General features: G+C 66.0%; 13 protein-coding genes. 7 read left to right on the top strand and 6 right to left on the bottom strand.

The features are described from left to right. The first annotated feature begins 17 nt into the window (after window positions 1-17). Both ACQVBX_RS16155 and ACQVBX_RS16150 read left to right on the top strand, forming a co-directional pair. Complete coding sequence (locus tag ACQVBX_RS16155; protein ID WP_431635357.1) at window positions 18-203, top strand: hypothetical protein; 186 nt, start codon at window positions 18-20, stop codon at window positions 201-203. Between the two features lie 87 nt (window positions 204-290). Then, entirely contained in the window at window positions 291-1,235 is a 945-nt protein-coding gene (locus tag ACQVBX_RS16150) for an aldo/keto reductase (protein ID WP_431635356.1), read from the top strand. A gap of 9 nt (window positions 1,236-1,244) precedes the next feature. Here ACQVBX_RS16150 and ACQVBX_RS16145 read toward each other — a convergent pair whose 3' ends face one another. Next, window positions 1,245-2,309, bottom strand: a complete 1,065-nt coding sequence (locus tag ACQVBX_RS16145; RefSeq protein WP_431635355.1) for a TraB/GumN family protein — start codon at window positions 2,307-2,309, stop codon at window positions 1,245-1,247. 143 nt (window positions 2,310-2,452) lie between these two features. Then, window positions 2,453-4,684 (bottom strand): NADP-dependent isocitrate dehydrogenase, encoded by a 2,232-nt coding sequence (locus ACQVBX_RS16140; RefSeq protein ID WP_431635354.1) that lies wholly within the window; start codon window positions 4,682-4,684, stop codon window positions 2,453-2,455. A 371-nt stretch (window positions 4,685-5,055) separates the two neighbouring features. On the opposite strand from ACQVBX_RS16140, the gene ACQVBX_RS16135 reads away from it, so the two are divergent. The 5 genes from ACQVBX_RS16135 (at window position 5,056) to ACQVBX_RS16115 (ending at window position 11,991) form a co-directional block, all read left to right on the top strand. Next, window positions 5,056-6,693: an OFA family MFS transporter gene (locus ACQVBX_RS16135; RefSeq protein ID WP_431635353.1), complete on the top strand. Its 1,638-nt coding sequence runs from the start codon at window positions 5,056-5,058 to the stop codon at window positions 6,691-6,693. A 16-nt stretch (window positions 6,694-6,709) separates the two neighbouring features. Next, the gene (locus ACQVBX_RS16130) at window positions 6,710-7,231 is read left to right on the top strand and encodes a formate dehydrogenase subunit gamma (protein WP_431635352.1); all 522 of its coding nucleotides are present in this window, start codon (window positions 6,710-6,712) and stop codon (window positions 7,229-7,231) included. Continuing rightward, window positions 7,228-8,766 (top strand): formate dehydrogenase beta subunit, encoded by a 1,539-nt coding sequence (locus ACQVBX_RS16125; protein ID WP_431635351.1) that lies wholly within the window; start codon window positions 7,228-7,230, stop codon window positions 8,764-8,766. The genes ACQVBX_RS16130 and ACQVBX_RS16125 overlap by 4 nt, the downstream gene beginning before the upstream one ends. A 25-nt stretch (window positions 8,767-8,791) precedes the next feature. Next, window positions 8,792-11,677: a formate dehydrogenase subunit alpha gene (gene fdhF / locus ACQVBX_RS16120; RefSeq protein WP_431635349.1), complete on the top strand. Its 2,886-nt coding sequence runs from the start codon at window positions 8,792-8,794 to the stop codon at window positions 11,675-11,677. Between the two features lie 83 nt (window positions 11,678-11,760). After that, the gene (locus ACQVBX_RS16115; RefSeq protein ID WP_431635347.1) at window positions 11,761-11,991 is read left to right on the top strand and encodes a formate dehydrogenase subunit delta; all 231 of its coding nucleotides are present in this window, start codon (window positions 11,761-11,763) and stop codon (window positions 11,989-11,991) included. A gap of 210 nt (window positions 11,992-12,201) precedes the next feature. On the opposite strand, the gene ACQVBX_RS16110 is transcribed toward ACQVBX_RS16115, so the two are convergent. From ACQVBX_RS16110 to ACQVBX_RS16095, 4 genes are all read right to left on the bottom strand, one after another. Next, window positions 12,202-14,172 carry a hypothetical protein gene (locus ACQVBX_RS16110; RefSeq protein ID WP_431635346.1) on the bottom strand — a complete coding sequence of 657 codons (1,971 nt, stop codon included), beginning with the start codon at window positions 14,170-14,172 and terminating at the stop codon, window positions 12,202-12,204. Beyond that, complete coding sequence (locus ACQVBX_RS16105; protein ID WP_431635345.1) at window positions 14,169-14,702, bottom strand: hypothetical protein; 534 nt, start codon at window positions 14,700-14,702, stop codon at window positions 14,169-14,171. Before ACQVBX_RS16105 ends, ACQVBX_RS16110 begins: the two co-directional genes overlap by 4 nt. Before the next feature lie 270 nt (window positions 14,703-14,972). Continuing rightward, complete coding sequence (locus tag ACQVBX_RS16100) at window positions 14,973-16,760, bottom strand: type IV secretory system conjugative DNA transfer family protein (RefSeq protein WP_431635344.1); 1,788 nt, start codon at window positions 16,758-16,760, stop codon at window positions 14,973-14,975. Between the two features lie 306 nt (window positions 16,761-17,066). Continuing rightward, complete coding sequence (locus ACQVBX_RS16095; protein WP_431635343.1) at window positions 17,067-17,267, bottom strand: hypothetical protein; 201 nt, start codon at window positions 17,265-17,267, stop codon at window positions 17,067-17,069. Window positions 17,268-17,612 lie beyond the last annotated feature (345 nt).

Raw genomic sequence — 17,612 nt, 5'->3', positions numbered from 1 at the left:
CCCTCAAGGAGCGCGCCATGAGCTCGATCTGGATCGACCTGCTGTCCCTCCACGGCTACCCGGTACGGCGCGAAGACCTCCCCTGGCGGGACGACGGCAGCACGGCGAGACAGAAGCAGGCCGCCGCGCCGTGCAATGACGCGGCCGCGCCGCAGCCCAAGCGCCGCCTGCTGCCCTGGCCCCGGCTGGCGGCACCGCACTGAACGGGGTTATCGAGCGGGCGCATCACGCGCCTTTTGCCCGCGCTGGTGCATGCTTCGCCCCTTTCGCCCGAACTGAGGAGCTGCTCCGTGCAACTGCGTCCCCTTGGCCACTCGCCGCTGTCGATCGCCCCGCTCGCCTTCGGCGGCAATGTCTTCGGCTGGAGCGTCGACGAGGCGCGCTCGTTCGAGCTGCTCGACGCCTTCGTCGACGCCGGCTTCAACCTCATCGACACCGCCGACATGTACTCCTCGTGGGTGCCGGGCAACCGCGGCGGCGAGTCGGAGACGATCATCGGCAAGTGGCTCAAGAAGAGCGGCAAGCGCGAGCAGGTGGTGATCGCCAGCAAGGTGGCCAAATGGAGCGAGCAGCCGGGGCTGTCGCCGGTGAACATCCAGCAGGCGGTGGAGGGTTCGCTCAAGCGCCTGCAGGTCGACTGCATCGACCTGTACCAGGCGCACGAGGACGACGCCAGCGTGCCGCTGGCCGAGACGCTGGGTGCGTTTGGACGGCTGCTCGAACAGGGCAAGGTGCGCGCGATCGGCGCCTCCAACTACTCCGCCAACCGCCTCGCCGAAGCGCTGGCGGTGTCGCGCGAACACGGCCTGCCGCGTTACGAAAGCGTGCAGCCGGAATATCACCTGGCCAACCGCGCCGGCTACGAGGCGGCGCTGGAGCCGCTGGTGCGGCGCGAAGAAATCGGCGTGATCAGCTACTACTCGCTGGCCAGCGGCTTTCTCAGCGGCAAGTACCGCAGCGAGGCGGATCTGGCCAAGAGTGCGTCGCGCGGAGGCGCGGTGCGCAAGTACCTCAACCCGCGCGGCCTGCAGATCCTCGCCGCGCTCGACGCCGTCGCAGCAGCACACGGCGCCACGCCCGCGCAGGTGGCCCTGGCCTGGCTGATGGCGCGTCCCGGCATCACCGCGCCGATCGCCAGCGCCACCAGCGTGGCGCAGCTGCACGAGCTGATGGGCGCCGCACAGCTCAACCTGGTGCCGGAAGAAATCGCCGCACTGGATCGCGCCAGCGCGTAGCGTGCCGGCTCAGCGCGCCGTGCTGCCGGCGCCGGCCGGTGGATTGTCGGCGCCGTCCTCCGCAGGCACGTCGTCGGGTGCGACGACGGTGTAGCCACGCGCGCGCAGCTGCGGCAAAGCGCTGCGCGGCCCGATCAACGCCTCCAGCGGCAGCATGGCGAAGCTCTGGGGGTACTCGGCCAAGGCTTTGTCAGCGGCGGCGAGCCAGGTGTCGCGCACGCGGGTGGGCAGGTCGCTCAGGCCGAGCTGGCGGGCGAAGCCGGCTTCAGTAATCGCCTCCAGGCAGGCCTCGCGCGCGCCGTCGGGCGGCAGCGTGCGCAGTGCGTCGATGTCGCCGGTGGCCCAGGCGTTGGCGCGGGCGCGGATCAGCGGCAGCTCGCTCTCCAGCCCGGTCACGGCGCGGTGGAAGCAGTCCAGATCGTTCGGACCGCTGCGGGCGAACGCCTTGATCGCCCCGCGCGGATCGTCCACCTGCAGGTGGTAGGCCACCTTGGTCAGCGGGATGTCGTGGCGCTTGGCCAGCTCGCGCACCGTGTCGGAGACGCTGGCCTTGCTGTCCAGGTCACTCTTCTTGACCGCCTTGCTGTACAGCTCCAGCGCCGCGAACAGCGGTCGCCAGCGCTCGATGCCGCTATCGCGACCGATGTACTTCGCCTTCATCGCCTGCCACTGCGCGTAGTCGCTGGCGCTGACCAGATCGGCCAGCTTCGCGCCGTCCGGGTTCTTGCGCGCGCTGAACAGCGACGGCAGCAGAAAGAGCTTGCCGAAGAAGCCGACCTTGGTGTCGATCTTCACCGTCGGCGCCCCAAGCACCACCTGCGAGCCGGCGATCGCCTGCTCCACTTCGGCGGTCTGCCACTGCATCTTCTCGGGCAGCGGCGACAGCGTGGCGAGGATCCACAGCACGTGGTCGCCGCGGCGCACCTGCCACAGCCCGGGCCCCGGCTGCACGCCGCTCACGGTGACCGCCTCGAGCTGGGTGACGCTGCCGGCCGGGGCCGGCGCGGCGGTCTGCGCCGGCACCACGAGGGGTGTCAGCACGAGGGCAATGGCAGCGAGCAGGCGCAGGGGCATGAGACGTCCTTGGGTCATGGCGGGAGCAGCTCGGACCGCCCCACGATAGTGCCGGTTCCGCAGCGCCCGCCCCGCCCGCGGTCGTCCGCACAAAAAAGGGAGCGCCCGGCGGGCGCTCCCTCGTTCGGTCGACCGGTCAACCCTCAGCCCAGCGCGGCCAGCGCCTGGTTGAAGGTGGTGCTGGGGCGCATCGCCGCGCTCACGCGGGCCAGATCCGGGTGGTAGTAGCCGGCGATGTCCACCGGTTTGCCCTGAGCGCCGTTGAGCTCGGCCAGGATCGCCGCCTCGTGTTCCACCAGTGCCTTGGCCAGCGGGCCAAAGGTGGCCTTGAGCGCGGCGTCCTCGTCCTGCGCGGCGAGCGCCTGCGCCCAGTACTGGGCGAGGTAGAAATGGCTGCCGCGGTTGTCCAGCTCCCCGACCTTGCGCGCCGGCGAGCGGTTGTTGTCCAGAATCTGGCCGTTGGCGCGGTCCAGCGCCTTGGCCAGCACTTTCGCCTTGGCGTTGCCGGTCTTGTCGCCGACGAACTCCAGCGAGGCCTGCAGCGCGAGGAACTCGCCCAGCGAATCCCAGCGCAGGTAGTTCTCCTCGACGAACTGCTGCACGTGCTTGGGCGCCGAACCACCCGCGCCGGTCTCGAACAGGCCGCCACCGGCCATCAGCGGCACGATGGAGAGCATCTTGGCGCTGGTGCCGAGCTCCATGATCGGGAACAGGTCGGTGAGGTAGTCGCGCAGCACGTTGCCGGTGACCGAGATGGTGTCCTCGCCCTGGCGGATGCGCGAGAGCGAGAAGGCCATGGCGTCTTCCGGCGACAGGATGCGAATGTCCAGCCCGGCGGTGTCGTGATCCTTGAGGTAACGCTCGACCTTGGCGATCACCTGCGCGTCGTGTGCGCGCTCGGCGTCCAGCCAGAACACGGCCGGCGTGTTCGACAGGCGCGCGCGGCTGACGGCGAGCTTCACCCAGTCCTGGATCGGCGCGTCCTTGGTCTGGCACATGCGCCAGATGTCGCCCGCTTCCACCGCATGCTCGAACACCACGCGGCCGTCCTGGTCGGTGACGCGCACGGTGCCGTCGCTCTCCACCTGGAAGGTCTTGTCGTGCGAGCCGTATTCCTCGGCCTTCTGCGCCATCAGGCCCACGTTGGGCACCGAGCCCATGGTGGCCGGGTCGAACGCGCCGTGCGCCTTGCAGTCCTCGACCACCGCCTGATAGATGCCGGCGTAGCTGCGGTCCGGGATCAGCGCCACGGTGTCCTGCAGCTCGCCCTTGGCGTTCCACATCTTGCCGGAGTCGCGCACCATCGCCGGCATCGAGGCGTCCACGATCACGTCCGACGGCACGTGCAGGTTGGTGATGCCCTTGTCCGAATTGACCATCGCCAGCGGCGGGCGCTTGGCGTATTCGGCGGCGAGGTCGGCCTTGATCGCATCCTGCTGCGCCTGCGGCAGCGAGCCCAGACGCGCGTAGAGATCACCGATGCCGTTGTTGCGGTCGAAGCCGATCTGCTTGAGCGCGTCGGCGTGCTTGGCCAGCGCGTCCTTGTAGAACTCGCCCACCACCACGCCGAACATGATCGGGTCGGAGACCTTCATCATGGTCGCCTTCAGGTGCAACGAGAACAGCGCGCCCTCGTCCTTCACCCGGGCGATCTCGGCATCGACGAAACGCGCCAGCGCGGCGCGGCTCATCACGGCGGCGTCGACGATCTCGCCGGCCTTCACCGCCACCTTTTCCTTCAGCACGGTGGTGGCGCCGTCCTTGCCGATCAGCTCGATCTTCAGCGTGCCGGCCTTGTCCAGCGTGGCGGACTTTTCGCTGCCGTAGAAATCGCCACCGTCCATGTGCGCCACACGGGTCTTCGAATCCTTGCTCCAGGCACCCATGCGGTGCGGATGCTTGCGCGCGTAGCTCTTCACCGAGGCCGGCGCGCGGCGGTCGGAGTTGCCCTCGCGCAGCACCGGGTTCACCGCGCTGCCCTTCACCTTGTCGTAGCGCGACTTGATGTTCCACAGCTCGACGTCGCCGTGCGGCTCATCCGGATAGTCCGGCAGCGCGTAGCCCTGCGCCTGCAGCTCCTTGATCGCCGCCTTCAGCTGCGGCACCGAGGCGCTGATGTTGGGCAGCTTGATGATGTTGGCCGCCGGCGTGGTGGCCAGCTCGCCCAGTTCGGCGAGGTCGTCGGGGATGCGCTGGTCGTCGTGCAGCGACTCGGGGAACTGCGACAGGATGCGCCCGGCCAGAGAAATGTCCCGCGTTTCCACGGCGATGCCCGCCGTACCGGCGAAGGCCTGCACGATCGGCAGCAGCGACTGCGTGGCCAGAAACGGCGCTTCGTCGGTGAGCGTGTAGATGATCTTGGGGGTGTCGGACATGGGGAAATGCTTTCCTGGACGGGGGCGGATATCGGTCAGCCGCAAACCATGGTGGCTCGTTCGGTGATACGCAAGACCGGACGGGGCGAACGCCCATTTTGACGCCAGCGGCGCGCGTTGGACACCGCCTGCCCCGGCAAAGCCATCGCCACGCATGGTGACGTGCTGCATCGCAGCGTCCCGTTCCGGCACCGTGCGCACGCGGCCATGCCCGACGAAGTCGCCGCGTCATCTTCCTGCAGCCTGGCGATGCGACCTATGTCGAGTAGCCGGCCCGCAGGGGCGGGCGGCATGATCAAAAGTGCTGTGTCTCCCGCGACGGGGATCGCGCAGGCACGCATCCGTATTCCACTTTTACAGGGGAGAGGCTTATGGCCAGTGTGCCGGCGGCAAACAGCAAGGCGGGTTTTCTCGCGCGCGAGAGCACCATCGCGGGACCGGGCTACAACCGATGGTGGGTGGTGCCGGCGGCGCTGGCGATCCATCTGTGCATCGGCATGGCTTACGGCTTCTCGGTGTTCTGGCTGCCGATGACCAAACTGGTCGCCACGGCCGACCCGGCCGTGTGCTCCAACCTCAGCTTCATGGCCGCGCTGACCACTACCAGCTGCAACTGGACGGTGCCGCAGGTCACCCACATCTTCGAAACCTTCATTGCCATGCTCGGCATCTCCGCGGCCCTGTGGGGTGGCTGGCTGGAGCATGCCGGCCCGCGCAAGGCCGGTTTCATCGCCGCGCTGTGCTGGGGCGGTGGCCTGGTGATTGGCGGCATCGGCGTGTCGATGCACCAGCTGTGGCTGGTGTACCTCGGCTGCGGCGTGCTCGGCGGTGTGGGCCAGGGCCTGGGCTACATCACGCCGGTCTCCACGCTGATCAAGTGGTTCCCCGATCGCCGCGGCATGGCCACCGGCTTCGCCATCATGGGTTACGGCGGCGGCGCGATGATCGGCGCCCCGCTGGCGGTGGCGTTGATGAAGCACTTTTCCATCGATGGCGGCACCGGGGTGGCCTCCACCCTGATGGCGATGGGCGTGATCTACCTGCTGGTGATGTCCGCCGGCGCATTCGGTTTCCGCGTGGCCCCAGTGGGCTGGAAGCCGGCCGGCTGGGCGCCGAAGGCGGCCGACGAATCCAGCATGATCACCAAGCGCCACGTGCACCTCAATCGCGCGTGGAAGACCCCGCAGTTCTGGCTGGTGTGGGGCGTGCTGTTCCTCAACGTGACCGCCGGCATCGCAGTGATCTCGATGGCCAGCCCGATGTTGCAGGACGTGTTCGGCGGCAAGCTCGCCGGCCTCACCGAAGCGGCAGCGGATCTCACCCCGGCGCAGAAGGCGGCCGTGGTGGCGGCAGCCGCCGGCCTGGTCGGCCTGATCAGCCTGTTCAACAGCCTCGGCCGTCTGTTCTGGGCTTCGCTGTCGGACAAGATCGGCCGCAAGAACACCTACTACACCTTCTTCATCCTCGGCATCATCGTGTACTGCCTGCTGCCGACCTGGGGCCACATGGGTGCGGCTGGCCTGTTCGTGATCTCGATCTGCGTGATCCTGAGCATGTACGGCGGCGGCTTCGCCACCGTGCCGGCGTATCTGGCCGACCTGTTCGGTACGCAGATGGTGGGCGCGATCCACGGCCGGCTGCTCACCGCCTGGTCGGCGGCCGGCATCTTCGGCCCGTTCCTGATCGCGGCGATCCGCGAAGGCCAGCTGGCGGCCGGCGTGGCGAAGAACCTGGTGTACGACCGCACGCTGTACATCATGGCCGGCCTGCTGTTCGTGGGCCTGATCTGCAACGCGCTGGTGAAACCGGTCAAGGAATCGGCCTTCATGACCGACGAAGAGCTGGCCCGCGAGCGTTCGCTGCAGCACGACACCGGCGGCAGCGCCGGGGCGGAGACGGCGGCGCGTGGGAACTTCGGTGTCGCAGGCGCGATCTTCTGGCTGGCCGTGGGTGTACCGTTTCTGATCGGCCTGTACATCGCCCTGGCGAAGGCCGCCGCACTGTTCTGAGAAAGGCTTGAAGACCATGAATCACCCGGCACGGGCGGGCTCCGGTCCGCAGGAAAACGCCAAGTGGCTCTCCCCGGAGAGCCACGCCGCGGTGCTCGAGGTCACGGCCCGGCTGAAGGATCAGCCGGGCGCCCTGCTGCCGATCCTGCACGGGGTGCAGGAGGCGCTCGGTTACGTGCCCGAAGGCGCCGTTCCGCTCATTGCGCGCGAGCTCAACCTGTCGCGTGCCGACGTGCACGGCGTGGTGAGCTTCTACCACTTCTTCCGCACCCGGCCGTCGGGCAAGCGCATCGTGTACCTGTGCCGCGCCGAGTCGTGCCAGTCGATGGGCGCCGCGGCGCTCGAGACGCACGTCAAGCAGCGGCTGGGCATCGATTTCCACGAGACCACGGATGACGGCGCGATAACGCTCGAACCGGTCTACTGTCTGGGCAATTGCGCGTGTTCGCCGGCGATGCTGGTCAACGAGGAATTGCACGGACGCGTCACGCCGGAGCGCTTCGATGCCTGGCTGAAGACCGCCCGGGAGGCATCATGAGTTTTACCGTCTACGTTCCCCGCGACGCCGGCGCCCTGTCGCTGGGCGCGGAAGCGACCGCCGCCGCGATCAGCGCCGAAGCCTCGCGCCGCGGGCTCGATGTCACCGTCGTGCGCAACGGCTCGCGCGGCCTGTACTGGCTCGAGCCGATGGTCGAGGTGGCCACAGACGCCGGACGCGTGGCCTACGGGCCGGTGCAGGCGGAGGACGTCGCCGGCTTGTTCGACGCCGATTTCCTGCACGGCGCCCAGCACGCGCTGGGCCACGGGCTCACCGAAAAGATTCCATACCTGGCCAAACAGGAGCGCCTGACCTTTGCCCGCGTGGGCATTGTCGATCCGCGCAGCCTGGACGACTACCGCGCCCACGGCGGCTACCGCGGCCTGGACAACGCCCTGAAGATGGCGCCGGCCGACATCGTCGCCGCCGTCACCGATTCGGGCCTGCGCGGCCGCGGCGGCGCCGCCTTCCCCACCGGCATCAAGTGGAAGACCTGCCACGACGCGCCGACCGCGCAGAAGTACATCGTCTGCAACGCCGACGAAGGCGACTCGGGCACCTTCGCCGACCGCATGGTGATGGAAGGCGATCCGTTCGTACTGATCGAAGGCATGACCATCGCCGGCCTCGCCGTGGGCGCCACGCAGGGCTACATCTACCTGCGCTGCGAATATCCGCATGCGCGCGATGCGTTGAACGCGGCGATCGCCACGGCGCAAGCCGAGGGCTATCTCGGCAACGACGTGCGCGGCAGCGGCAAGGCCTTCCACCTGGAAGTGCGCATGGCCGCCGGCGCGTACATCTGCGGCGAGGAAACCTCGCTGCTGGAATCGCTCGAAGGCAAGCGCGGCCAGGTGCGCTTCAAGCCGCCGCTGCCGGCCATCGAGGGCCTGTTCGGCAAGCCCACGGTGATCAATAATGTGGTCACGCTGGCCTCGGTGCCGATCATTCTCGACCAGGGCGCCGCGCATTACCGCGACTTCGGCATGGGCCGCTCGCGCGGCACGCTGCCGTTCCAGCTGGCCGGCAACCTCAAGCACACCGGGCTGGTGGAAAAGGCGTTCGGCGTGAGCCTCAAGGAGCTGCTGGAAGACTTCGGCGGCGGCAGCGCCACCGGTCGTCCGGTCAAGACCGTGCAGCTGGGTGGCCCGCTCGGCGCCTACATTCCGCCCTCGCGCTACGACACGCCGATGGACTACGAGGCGTTCGCGGCGATCGGCGGCATGATCGGCCACGGCGGCCTGGTGGCCTTCGACGACAGCGTCGACATGGCCGCGCAGGCCCGCTACGCGATGGAGTTCTGCGCCATCGAATCGTGCGGCAAATGCACGCCGTGCCGCATCGGTTCCACCCGCGGTGTGGAAGTGATCGACCGCATGCGTGCGAACGTCGAGCGCGACCGCAACGAGGTCCTGCTGCGCGACCTGTGCCAGACCATGCTGCACGGCTCGCTGTGCGCCCTGGGCGGCATGGCGCCGTTCCCGGTACTGAGCGCGCTGGACCATTACCCCGAGGATTTCGCGCGCAGCGCCTGAGCGTCCGCGCGCTGGAGGTTCCCCCATGCTTTCCATCGTCGAAATCGACCGCGGCACCCCGGCCGCCACGTCCACCAAGACCGTCTCGCTGGAGATCGACGGCCGCTCCATCGCCGTGCCCGAGGGCACCTCGGTGATGCGCGCCGCGTCGCTGGCCGGTATCGCCATCCCCAAGCTATGCGCCACCGAAATGCTCGACGCGTTCGGCTCGTGCCGGCTGTGCCTGGTGGAGATCGAAGGGCGGCGCGGCTACCCGGCCTCGTGCACCACGCCGGTGAGCGACGGCATGAAGGTCGCCACGCAGACGACGAAACTGGCCGAGATCCGCCGCGGCGTGATGGAGCTGTACATCTCCGACCACCCGTTGGACTGCCTCACCTGCCCCGCCAACGGCCACTGCGAACTGCAGGACATGGCCGGCGTGGTCGGCCTGCGCGAGGTGCGCTACGGCTACGACGGCGCCAACCACGTCTACGCGAAGCAGTCCGACGGTTCGGCCAACCCGCTGTTCGTGGCGAAAGACACGTCCACTCCGTATTTCACCTTCGATCCGTCCAAGTGCATCGTCTGCTCGCGCTGCGTGCGCGCCTGCGACGAGGTGCAGGGCACCTTCGCGCTGACGATCCAGGGCCGCGGTTTCGAGTCCAAGGTGTCGCCCAGCCAGAACGAAGATTTCCTCGGCTCCGAGTGCGTCTCCTGCGGCGCCTGCGTGCAGGCCTGCCCCACTGCCACCTTGAGCGAAACCACGCTGATCGAGCGCGGCCAGGCCGAGCACAGCGTCACCACCACCTGCGCCTACTGCGGCGTGGGTTGCAGCTTCCGCGCCGAGATGAAGGGCGAGGAGATCGTGCGCATGGTGCCCAACGTGGAGGGCCAGGCGAACCACGGCCACTCCTGCGTCAAGGGCCGCTTCGCGATCGGCTACGCCACCCATCCGGACCGCATCACCACGCCGATGATCCGCAAGAAGATCTCCGATCCGTGGCAGGTGGTGAGCTGGGAGGAGGCGTTTGCGTACACCGCCAGCGAGTTCAAGCGCATCCAGGCCGAGCACGGCAAGCACGCCATCGGCGGCATCACCTCCTCGCGCTGCACCAACGAGGAAACCTATCTGGTGCAGAAGCTGGTGCGCGCGGGCTTCGGCAACAACAACGTGGACACCTGCGCCCGCGTCTGCCACTCGCCCACCGGCTACGGCTTGAAGAGCACGCTGGGCGAATCGGCCGGCACGCAGGATTTCGACTCCATCGAACAGACCGACGTGGTGCTGGTGATCGGCGCCAACCCCACCGACGCGCACCCGGTGTTCGGCTCGCAGATGAAACAGCGCCTGCGCCAGGGCGCGAAGTTGATCGTCATCGACCCGCGCCGCATCGACCTGGTGCGCTCGCCGCACATCCAGGCCAACTACCACCTCAAGCTCAAGCCCGGCACCAACGTGGCCATGCTCAACACGCTGGCCCATGTGATCGTCACCGAAGGGCTAGTGCAGGACGACTTCGTCGCCGCGCGCTGCGAGCCGGAGGCGTTCGAGCGCTGGAAGACCTTCGTCTCGCAGGACAAGTACAGCCCCGAGGCGATGGAAGCCACCACCGGTGTCCCCGCCGAGCTGGTGCGCGGCGCCGCACGCCTGTACGCCACCGGCGGCAACGGCGCCATTTACTACGGGCTGGGCGTCACCGAGCACGCGCAGGGCTCCACCGCGGTGATGGGCATCGCCAACCTGGCCATGGCCACCGGCAACATCGGCCGCGAGGGCGTGGGCGTGAACCCGCTGCGCGGCCAGAACAACGTACAGGGCTCGTGCGACATGGGCTCGTTCCCGCACGAGTTCCCGGGCTACCGCCATGTGAGCGACGCCACCGTGCGCGGCCAGTTCGAGCAGGCCTGGGGCGTGCCGCTGCTGGACGAGCCGGGCCTGCGCATTCCGAACATGTTCGAGTCCGCGCTGGACGGCACCTTCCTGGGTCTTTACGTCGAAGGTGAGGACATCGCCCAGTCCGATCCAGACACCCAGCACGTCACCGCCGCGCTCAGCGCAATGGAATGCGTGGTGGTACAGGACCTGTTCCTCAACGAGACGGCCAAGTACGCCCACGTTTTCCTGCCGGGCAGCTCGTTCCTGGAGAAGGACGGCACCTTCACCAACGCCGAGCGCCGCATCTCGCGCGTGCGCCGGGTGATGAAGCCGCAGTCCGGCCTGGCCGACTGGGAGATCACGCAGAAGCTCTCGCAGGCGATGGGCTACCCGATGAACTACGCGCACCCGTCCGAGATCATGGACGAGATCGCCGCGCTCACGCCCACCTTCCACGGCGTCAGCTTCGACAAGATCGACCAGCTCGGTTCGATCCAGTGGCCGTGCAACGACGAGGCGCCGGAAGGCACGCCGGTGATGCACGTGGACGAGTTCGTGCGTGGCAAGGGTCGCTTCATGCTCACCGAGTACGTACCCACTCGCGAGAAGGTCAACGCGGAGCATCCGCTGATCCTCACCACGGGGCGCATCCTCAGCCAGTACAACGTGGGCGCGCAGACCCGTCGCACCGAAAACTCGATGTGGCACGAGGAAGACCGCCTCGAGATCCACCCGCACGACGCGGAGGAGCGCGGCATCAACGACGGCGACTGGGTCGGCATCTCCAGCCGCAGCGGCGAAACCGTACTGCGCGCCAAGATCGCCGACCGCATGCAACCGGGCGTGGTCTACACCACGTTCCACTTCCCCGGTTCGGGCGCCAACGTGATCACCACCGACAACTCCGACTGGGCCACCAACTGCCCGGAGTACAAGGTGACCGCGGTGCAGGTGCTCAAGGTGAACCAGCCCTCCAGCTGGCAGAAGCGCTTCCAGAGCTTCGATCAGCAGCAGCAGGATCTGCTGAAGGCCGCCGAGCCCGTCACGCGCTGAAGGCTGACGACCCCGCGGGCGCATGCTCGCGGGGTTCGTCCCGATCCGCGCCCCGCTCAACCCGCATCACCAAACGGCCCGCCATGAACATCGAACGCCTCTCCCAGATGGTCAACGACATCGCCAACTACTTCGCCGCCGAGCCCGATCACGCCGTTGGCGTGACCAGCGTGGCCGATCACCTGCGCAAGTTCTGGGACCCCACCATGCGCCGGGCGATCATCGCCCACGTCGAGGCGGGCGGTGAAGGGCTGGGCGCCATGGGGAAAGAGGCGGTGCGGGAGTTGGCGGCACGTGAGGCTGCTGTGCGTTGAAGCGCCAGCAAGCGGGTGTGCGCGCGCTGTTTCAGAAGGACCGGGTATTCCGAACGCTAAGGGACTTAAGCGAGCAGCACCCATTCGACAGCTAGTCGCCGTCGTGTTCCACGAATCGAGTTCGCACCCCATCCCGCGCGGTCGGCTCTGAAGATGTCAAAGCTGGTCAACGCCGGACTTACCGGTCTGAGCACGGCAGTCAGCCTCCGATCAGCGCTGCATATGCGCGTTCATCTGCATGTTCTGCTGCAGCTGACCCGGCAACTGCATCTGCTGCTGGTCGTGCTGCTGGATCTGCTGGATCGACTGCTCCAGCTGGGGCGCGGGCTTGCTCAGGTCGACCACGGCCGGCGTAGACATCACGCTCGATCCACGAAAGCCCAGCGTCATCCGCGTCTCATCCAGGTGAATCGTGGAAAGATTATCGGCCGTGATCCTGCTGGCATGGCATGCGGCGGTGAACTGCATCAAACGATCTTCCGATGCATCGGGAATACGACGACGCAGTTCGTCGTACAGCCGATGCTCCGGGTTGTCCGGGTGGCGCGGGTCTTCCTCGCTTCGGCTCGCGCCTTCGGGCATCGAAGCAGCGCGAGGCGTTGCGTTCATCGGAGCCACTGGCGTCGATGTTGCGCCACCTCCAAACCACTGACCGGGGTGGGTTAGCGTGTCATATGCCTCGCTCGCAGCGTGCTCGGCCGCCCCGATGCCATGCGATGCCGCCCGCTTGGCAGCATCGTACGTTCGGTCAGCCGCCCGCCCAGTGTTTTCAACAACGTCCGAGAGGGCGTGTTTGGTGGACTCGTAGGCATTGACCGCGGCCTGCCCTATCGCCCGATCGGTTTGATAGCTGTCGATCACGTTGTTAACAAGATTCGCTGCAGCCCCTTGCACTACGGGCGAGTGCATGGTCCCCACGACGGTCCCGGCGACGTTGTGTGCGACCTGCTCGACGTCACCTCTGGCCGATTGCAATCGGTCGCCTACAAAGTGGCCCACGGCGTCGGCGGCCTGCCCGTGCAAGTGCGCCGTCTCGCTCAATGCAAACCCGGCCAGCGGTGCAAAAGGCCCCAGGGGCGCGGCGTAGGCACTAGCCTCACGCGCGGCTGATGCCACCCGTTCGTCCTGAGCCTGCACGAAGTGGCCGGCGCCGCGCGCCAGGTCGGCTCCCTGCTGCAGAGTGTGTTCGACGCCTTCCGCGATGCCACTGTGTTCGATAGCGCTGCGCACCGGCTGGTCAGCGTGCAGCACAAGATATTCGTTCACCTGCCGCTGGATATCTGGCGGCAGGCGATAGTGCTCCTGCAAATGCTTCATGGCTTGGGACAACTCGCCACGTTCACGGGAAACGTCACCGACAAAATGGTCGAATCCGGCTTTGTGGTCGGAGTAGCGCTGCGCTGCCTCCGTGAAGCGGAAGGGTTGCAGGATGTTGTCCGGACTTTGGCTGCTGAAGTGCTGCTGTCCGCCATGATCGCCCAGCCGCATCGCGATTAGCGGATTGGGCGGCGGCGCTCCGGCGGGCGGGTCCAGGTAGCGGCCAGCGCGCAGGCTTTGCACATCCTCCTTGCTGGCAAGTGACACCACCTCGCCAATGTGCGCATTGGCGGCACTGACCACGTCACCGGCCATGCGGTAGTTGGTGAGATGCGTCCCCGGCTTCGGCGGACCATCGGTCAGGCCTGCCGCGCCGTATGCGTTGTAGGTCGAGCCGACCAAACCGAACTTCGCCGCCTCGATTTCCGCCAGGGTGCCGCCGAGCGAATGACCGGCGACAAATATGTGATTTCTGGAGACGCCTAGTTGGGCGGCCTTGTCGATGATGGCTTGGGTAAAAGCCTCAGCTGCTGACCGCTGCGGATTGACGGCGTCTCGCACCATGGTGGCGTCGACCGCGATGTCTTGCACAGTCGTGAGCGCGTGAGCAATCTTTTCGGCGCCGGTTTTGCCAGAAAAAAGACCAGGGTCAGTGCCACGATAGGCAATGATGATGTTATGTGGAGGCGCAATCTCCCTGTAAGCCGTGGCGTGGAAGCCGCTCACAGGATCATTCGCGTACCCAAATACCTGGTACGCATTTCCGTTGAGTTGCACCCTCTTTGATAGATCAACATCGCTGTGCGGACGGTTGTTATAGGCGTCATTGGCCGCGTCGGCACGCTCTTGCACCCCGGGACTCACGGCGCGTCCTCCCTGACGGCAACGGTCGACCGGAAATATTCCGCCGAATGTTCACGGACTTCAGGGTCTTCTGCGGTGAGCGCAGGAGCCCCAGAAGAAGCAAATGACCGGTCACCGTAAACGCTTTTCCTGAAATATGCGGTGCCAAAGCTCTCGTGCTTGAGCGCGTCTAGCCAGGTGCTCCAATTAAAACGCACGCCTTGGAAGGTCGCAGAGACCCCGATACTGTCCGCATCCCAGTGGCACATGCCGTGGCCGGCGTAGTCCTCGTCCTGAAATGCGTCGCGATAGAAGTGCCCCTTCCACGTGTGGTCATCCACGCGGGTCATCTTGATGGTGAGGCCAATGCTTGTCAGGCTTCGCTCGCCAAGGAAGGGCGCCAGCGGTATGCATCCGGTGTTGACGATGTCATATCCGATATAGCCTTCGATGGAATCCCAAGGCCCTGGTGCGTCCGAAGTCGCCACGACCTCGTAACGCTTGACCGGATGCGGATTCTTAGCGGGGTTCGACGAGGTGCCGTGTGACATGGAACATCCTGTGATCAGGGCTAGTAGAAAAGTGAGCGTCGTACGATGAATTCGGGTTTTCACGTGGCTCGCCTATGGTCATAAAGTCCCGCCTTGCAGGAAGTCGGTGAGAACCTCCAGCTCACGTAGCCATCCGCCACCGCTTGAAAAAGCGCGCAGCCTTGACGTTATGCGGACCTTGGCCGCGGAAGCCGCGCCGCCCAACATGACGGCATGGTTGCAGCACGATCAGTTCTTGGGGCGGACACGCGCCAAGGTCGCAGCTCTGGCTCAGGAGCTTAGCCATGTCGCGGCCTCCTTGCTCTCCGCTCGCACGACATCTCTGGTAGCACCCGTGCTCTGCGTGGGGCGTGCCGCGAGCTTGATCTTCACCGGCGGGAGGCTGGCGCGCGCTTTCAGCTCCCGATCCTTGAAGAACCAGTTCTTCTTGGCGCGGATCGGCTTGCAGCCCTCGTAGAAGATCAGTTCGTCGTCGGCCGGCAGCTCCTTGATCTCCTGCGGCAGGAACAGCGCGCGCTTTTCCTCGGTGACGTTGGTCGAGACCTGGTTCGTGCCACGGCCACGACTGGTACTGCGATGCGTCTTGCGTATGGTCTTGTAGCCGAGCATCTCGCTGTATTCGTTGGCATCGCTCTGCTCGCGCGGCGCGAACACGATCTGCGCGCCGTGGTTGGTGATGAAGTTCTGCGCATCGTCCTCGCCGTAGGCCGACTTCAGCTGGGAGCGACTCTGCACGATGCATAGATCACGCACGCCGTAGCTGGCGGAGATGGAGATGCGCTTGGCCCAGACGTCGACGCGGCCCATAGCGGTGAATTCGTCCATCAACATCAGCATCTGGTACTTCAGCGCCGGATCCTCGCCGAGCTGCTTGGTGAGGTTGTTGCCGATTACGCTGCTGAAAAAGATGTTCAGCAGCTTGCTGCTCTCGTCCAGCTTGTTCGTCGGAATGATGACGTACAGCGTGGTCGGCTTGGTCCGCAGCCCCGCCACGTGGATATCCGTGGCATTGGTGGCAGCCGCCAGGATCGGGCTGAGAAACTGCTGCAGCGGTGCCTGCATGGTGGCGATGACGGAAGAGAAGGTCTGATCCGCCAAACCGGCAAGATTGCCGAACACGGTGCGCGTCTGCGGGCTGACGAAGCTGTAGCTCGGATCGGAGATAAAGCTGCGCAACATCTCCTGGGTCGTCTGTTCGCTGGTACCGCTGGAGAGCCGCAGGATGCGCTCAAGGCTTGGAAAGCTCTCGTCGGTGTTCGGGTCCATGTCCGGAAAGCCCGCGCTCATCAGATGGTCCCACCCCTCGAACATGAATGAGGCGAACGCCGTGAACGCGGCACGACTTTGCGAGGTCCAGAAGGGATCCTTGCCCGCCTCGTCGGGATAGAGGATGGCGGCTATGGTCTGCAACTCGCCGATGCGCTTGCCGGCATCCATGCCTGCCAGTGGGGTCATCGGATTGAAGCGGTGCGTGATACCGGATTCGTCATACGGCGCCCAGACACGGATGGCGTGACCTTGCGCTTGCCGCCAGCCGCTAGTCGCCTTGAAGAGCTCGCCCTTGAGGTCAAGCACGACCATCGAGTGCTGGTAGGAGAGCAGTACCGGAATCGCAATGCTGGTGGTCTTGCCCGAGCGAGTGGGACTGATGGTGATGACGTGCTGTGCACCGCCCAGCCAGAGATAACGCCCCTTGTAGCTGCCGATGAGGATGCTCTGCGGAGTCTGCCGGAGGAGTCCGGCCTTCCTGAGGTCCGCCATCGTGGCAAAGCGGGCGTCACCATGCAGCGACTCACGCGGGCGACGCATCAACGGTATCAGCGCGCCCAGCCAGGCCAACAACGGCAGCCCGAAACCGACGCCGACGCTCAGCCGGATCTTGCCCGCGAAAGAGACGAACTGCGGCAGCTGCGCCGCCTGCAGGTACTGCCACCAGGTATTCCACGTTCGAGCCTGTGGCGGCAATGCAAGCAGATGCGTCATCAGCGTGTTGGCAAACACCCAACCGCCGCCCAGTGCCAGCGCCAGCAGAACCAGCACGATGCCAAGCTTGCGCATGTCTTCAGCCTCCTTGCTTGAAGAGCGGATGCTCGTGCACCGGCTCTCGCACTGTCAACGCAAGGCGCATCACAACGCGTCATGCACCCAACGCAAGACCGACGTGCAGCGACATGCGCTATCCGTGGGCTGTGCGATGTCTCGCCACCAAGCCGCAACGTGACCATGTTGCGCTCCGCCCACGACAGACAGTTCGCGATTGCGTGCGGGCGCGGCACCTGTTCGACATGTGGCGTAGGAAAAGTCCGACAGTCGATCAGGGAATGCTTCCAATCGCGATGTCGGCAGCGCGGAAGGGCGCACAGATCACGCGTGACGGATGTCACGCTGCTGGATGTCGATGAAAGCATCTTCCGCGCACCAAAGCGTATGCCCGAGGGCATTACGAATGTCCGCGACGGCGAACGGAAGGTCTCTCGGAACACGCAATCTCACGCTGTCGAAAGCCGCGGAATAACGCATCAGCACGCGGCTTAGCTCGACTGCAGCATGCAAGAGGAAAGTCATTTCCGCTGCGCAGTGCACGAGAGCGACGCAGGCCTGCGCGCCATCCCCCTAGGAAAAATTCTTGTCATACACAGCTACTGGCAGCCCTGCTAATTTTCCGCCAGAATTTTTCGCGTGAGTGATCGACAGCACTTACAGGGGAGCGTCACCGGTCGCGCAGGAGCTTCGATGCGAAGCTTGCATCAATGCCGCCGGTGTCGCGAAGGAAGCGCCCAATCGGGCGAAGCATGGATTGCTGATCACGATGATTGCCGCAGCGAACGCGCCGTCTGGTTTTTCTGAAATTGCGGTGCATCCGCCAGCCCAGCCATGGCATGCCCCACGCGCTGATGTTCCAACGGCGCT

Source organism: Dyella thailandensis, assembly GCF_050749815.1.
Classification (GTDB): domain Bacteria; phylum Pseudomonadota; class Gammaproteobacteria; order Xanthomonadales; family Rhodanobacteraceae; genus Dyella_A.
This window is presented reverse-complemented; position numbering and strand designations above follow the sequence as displayed.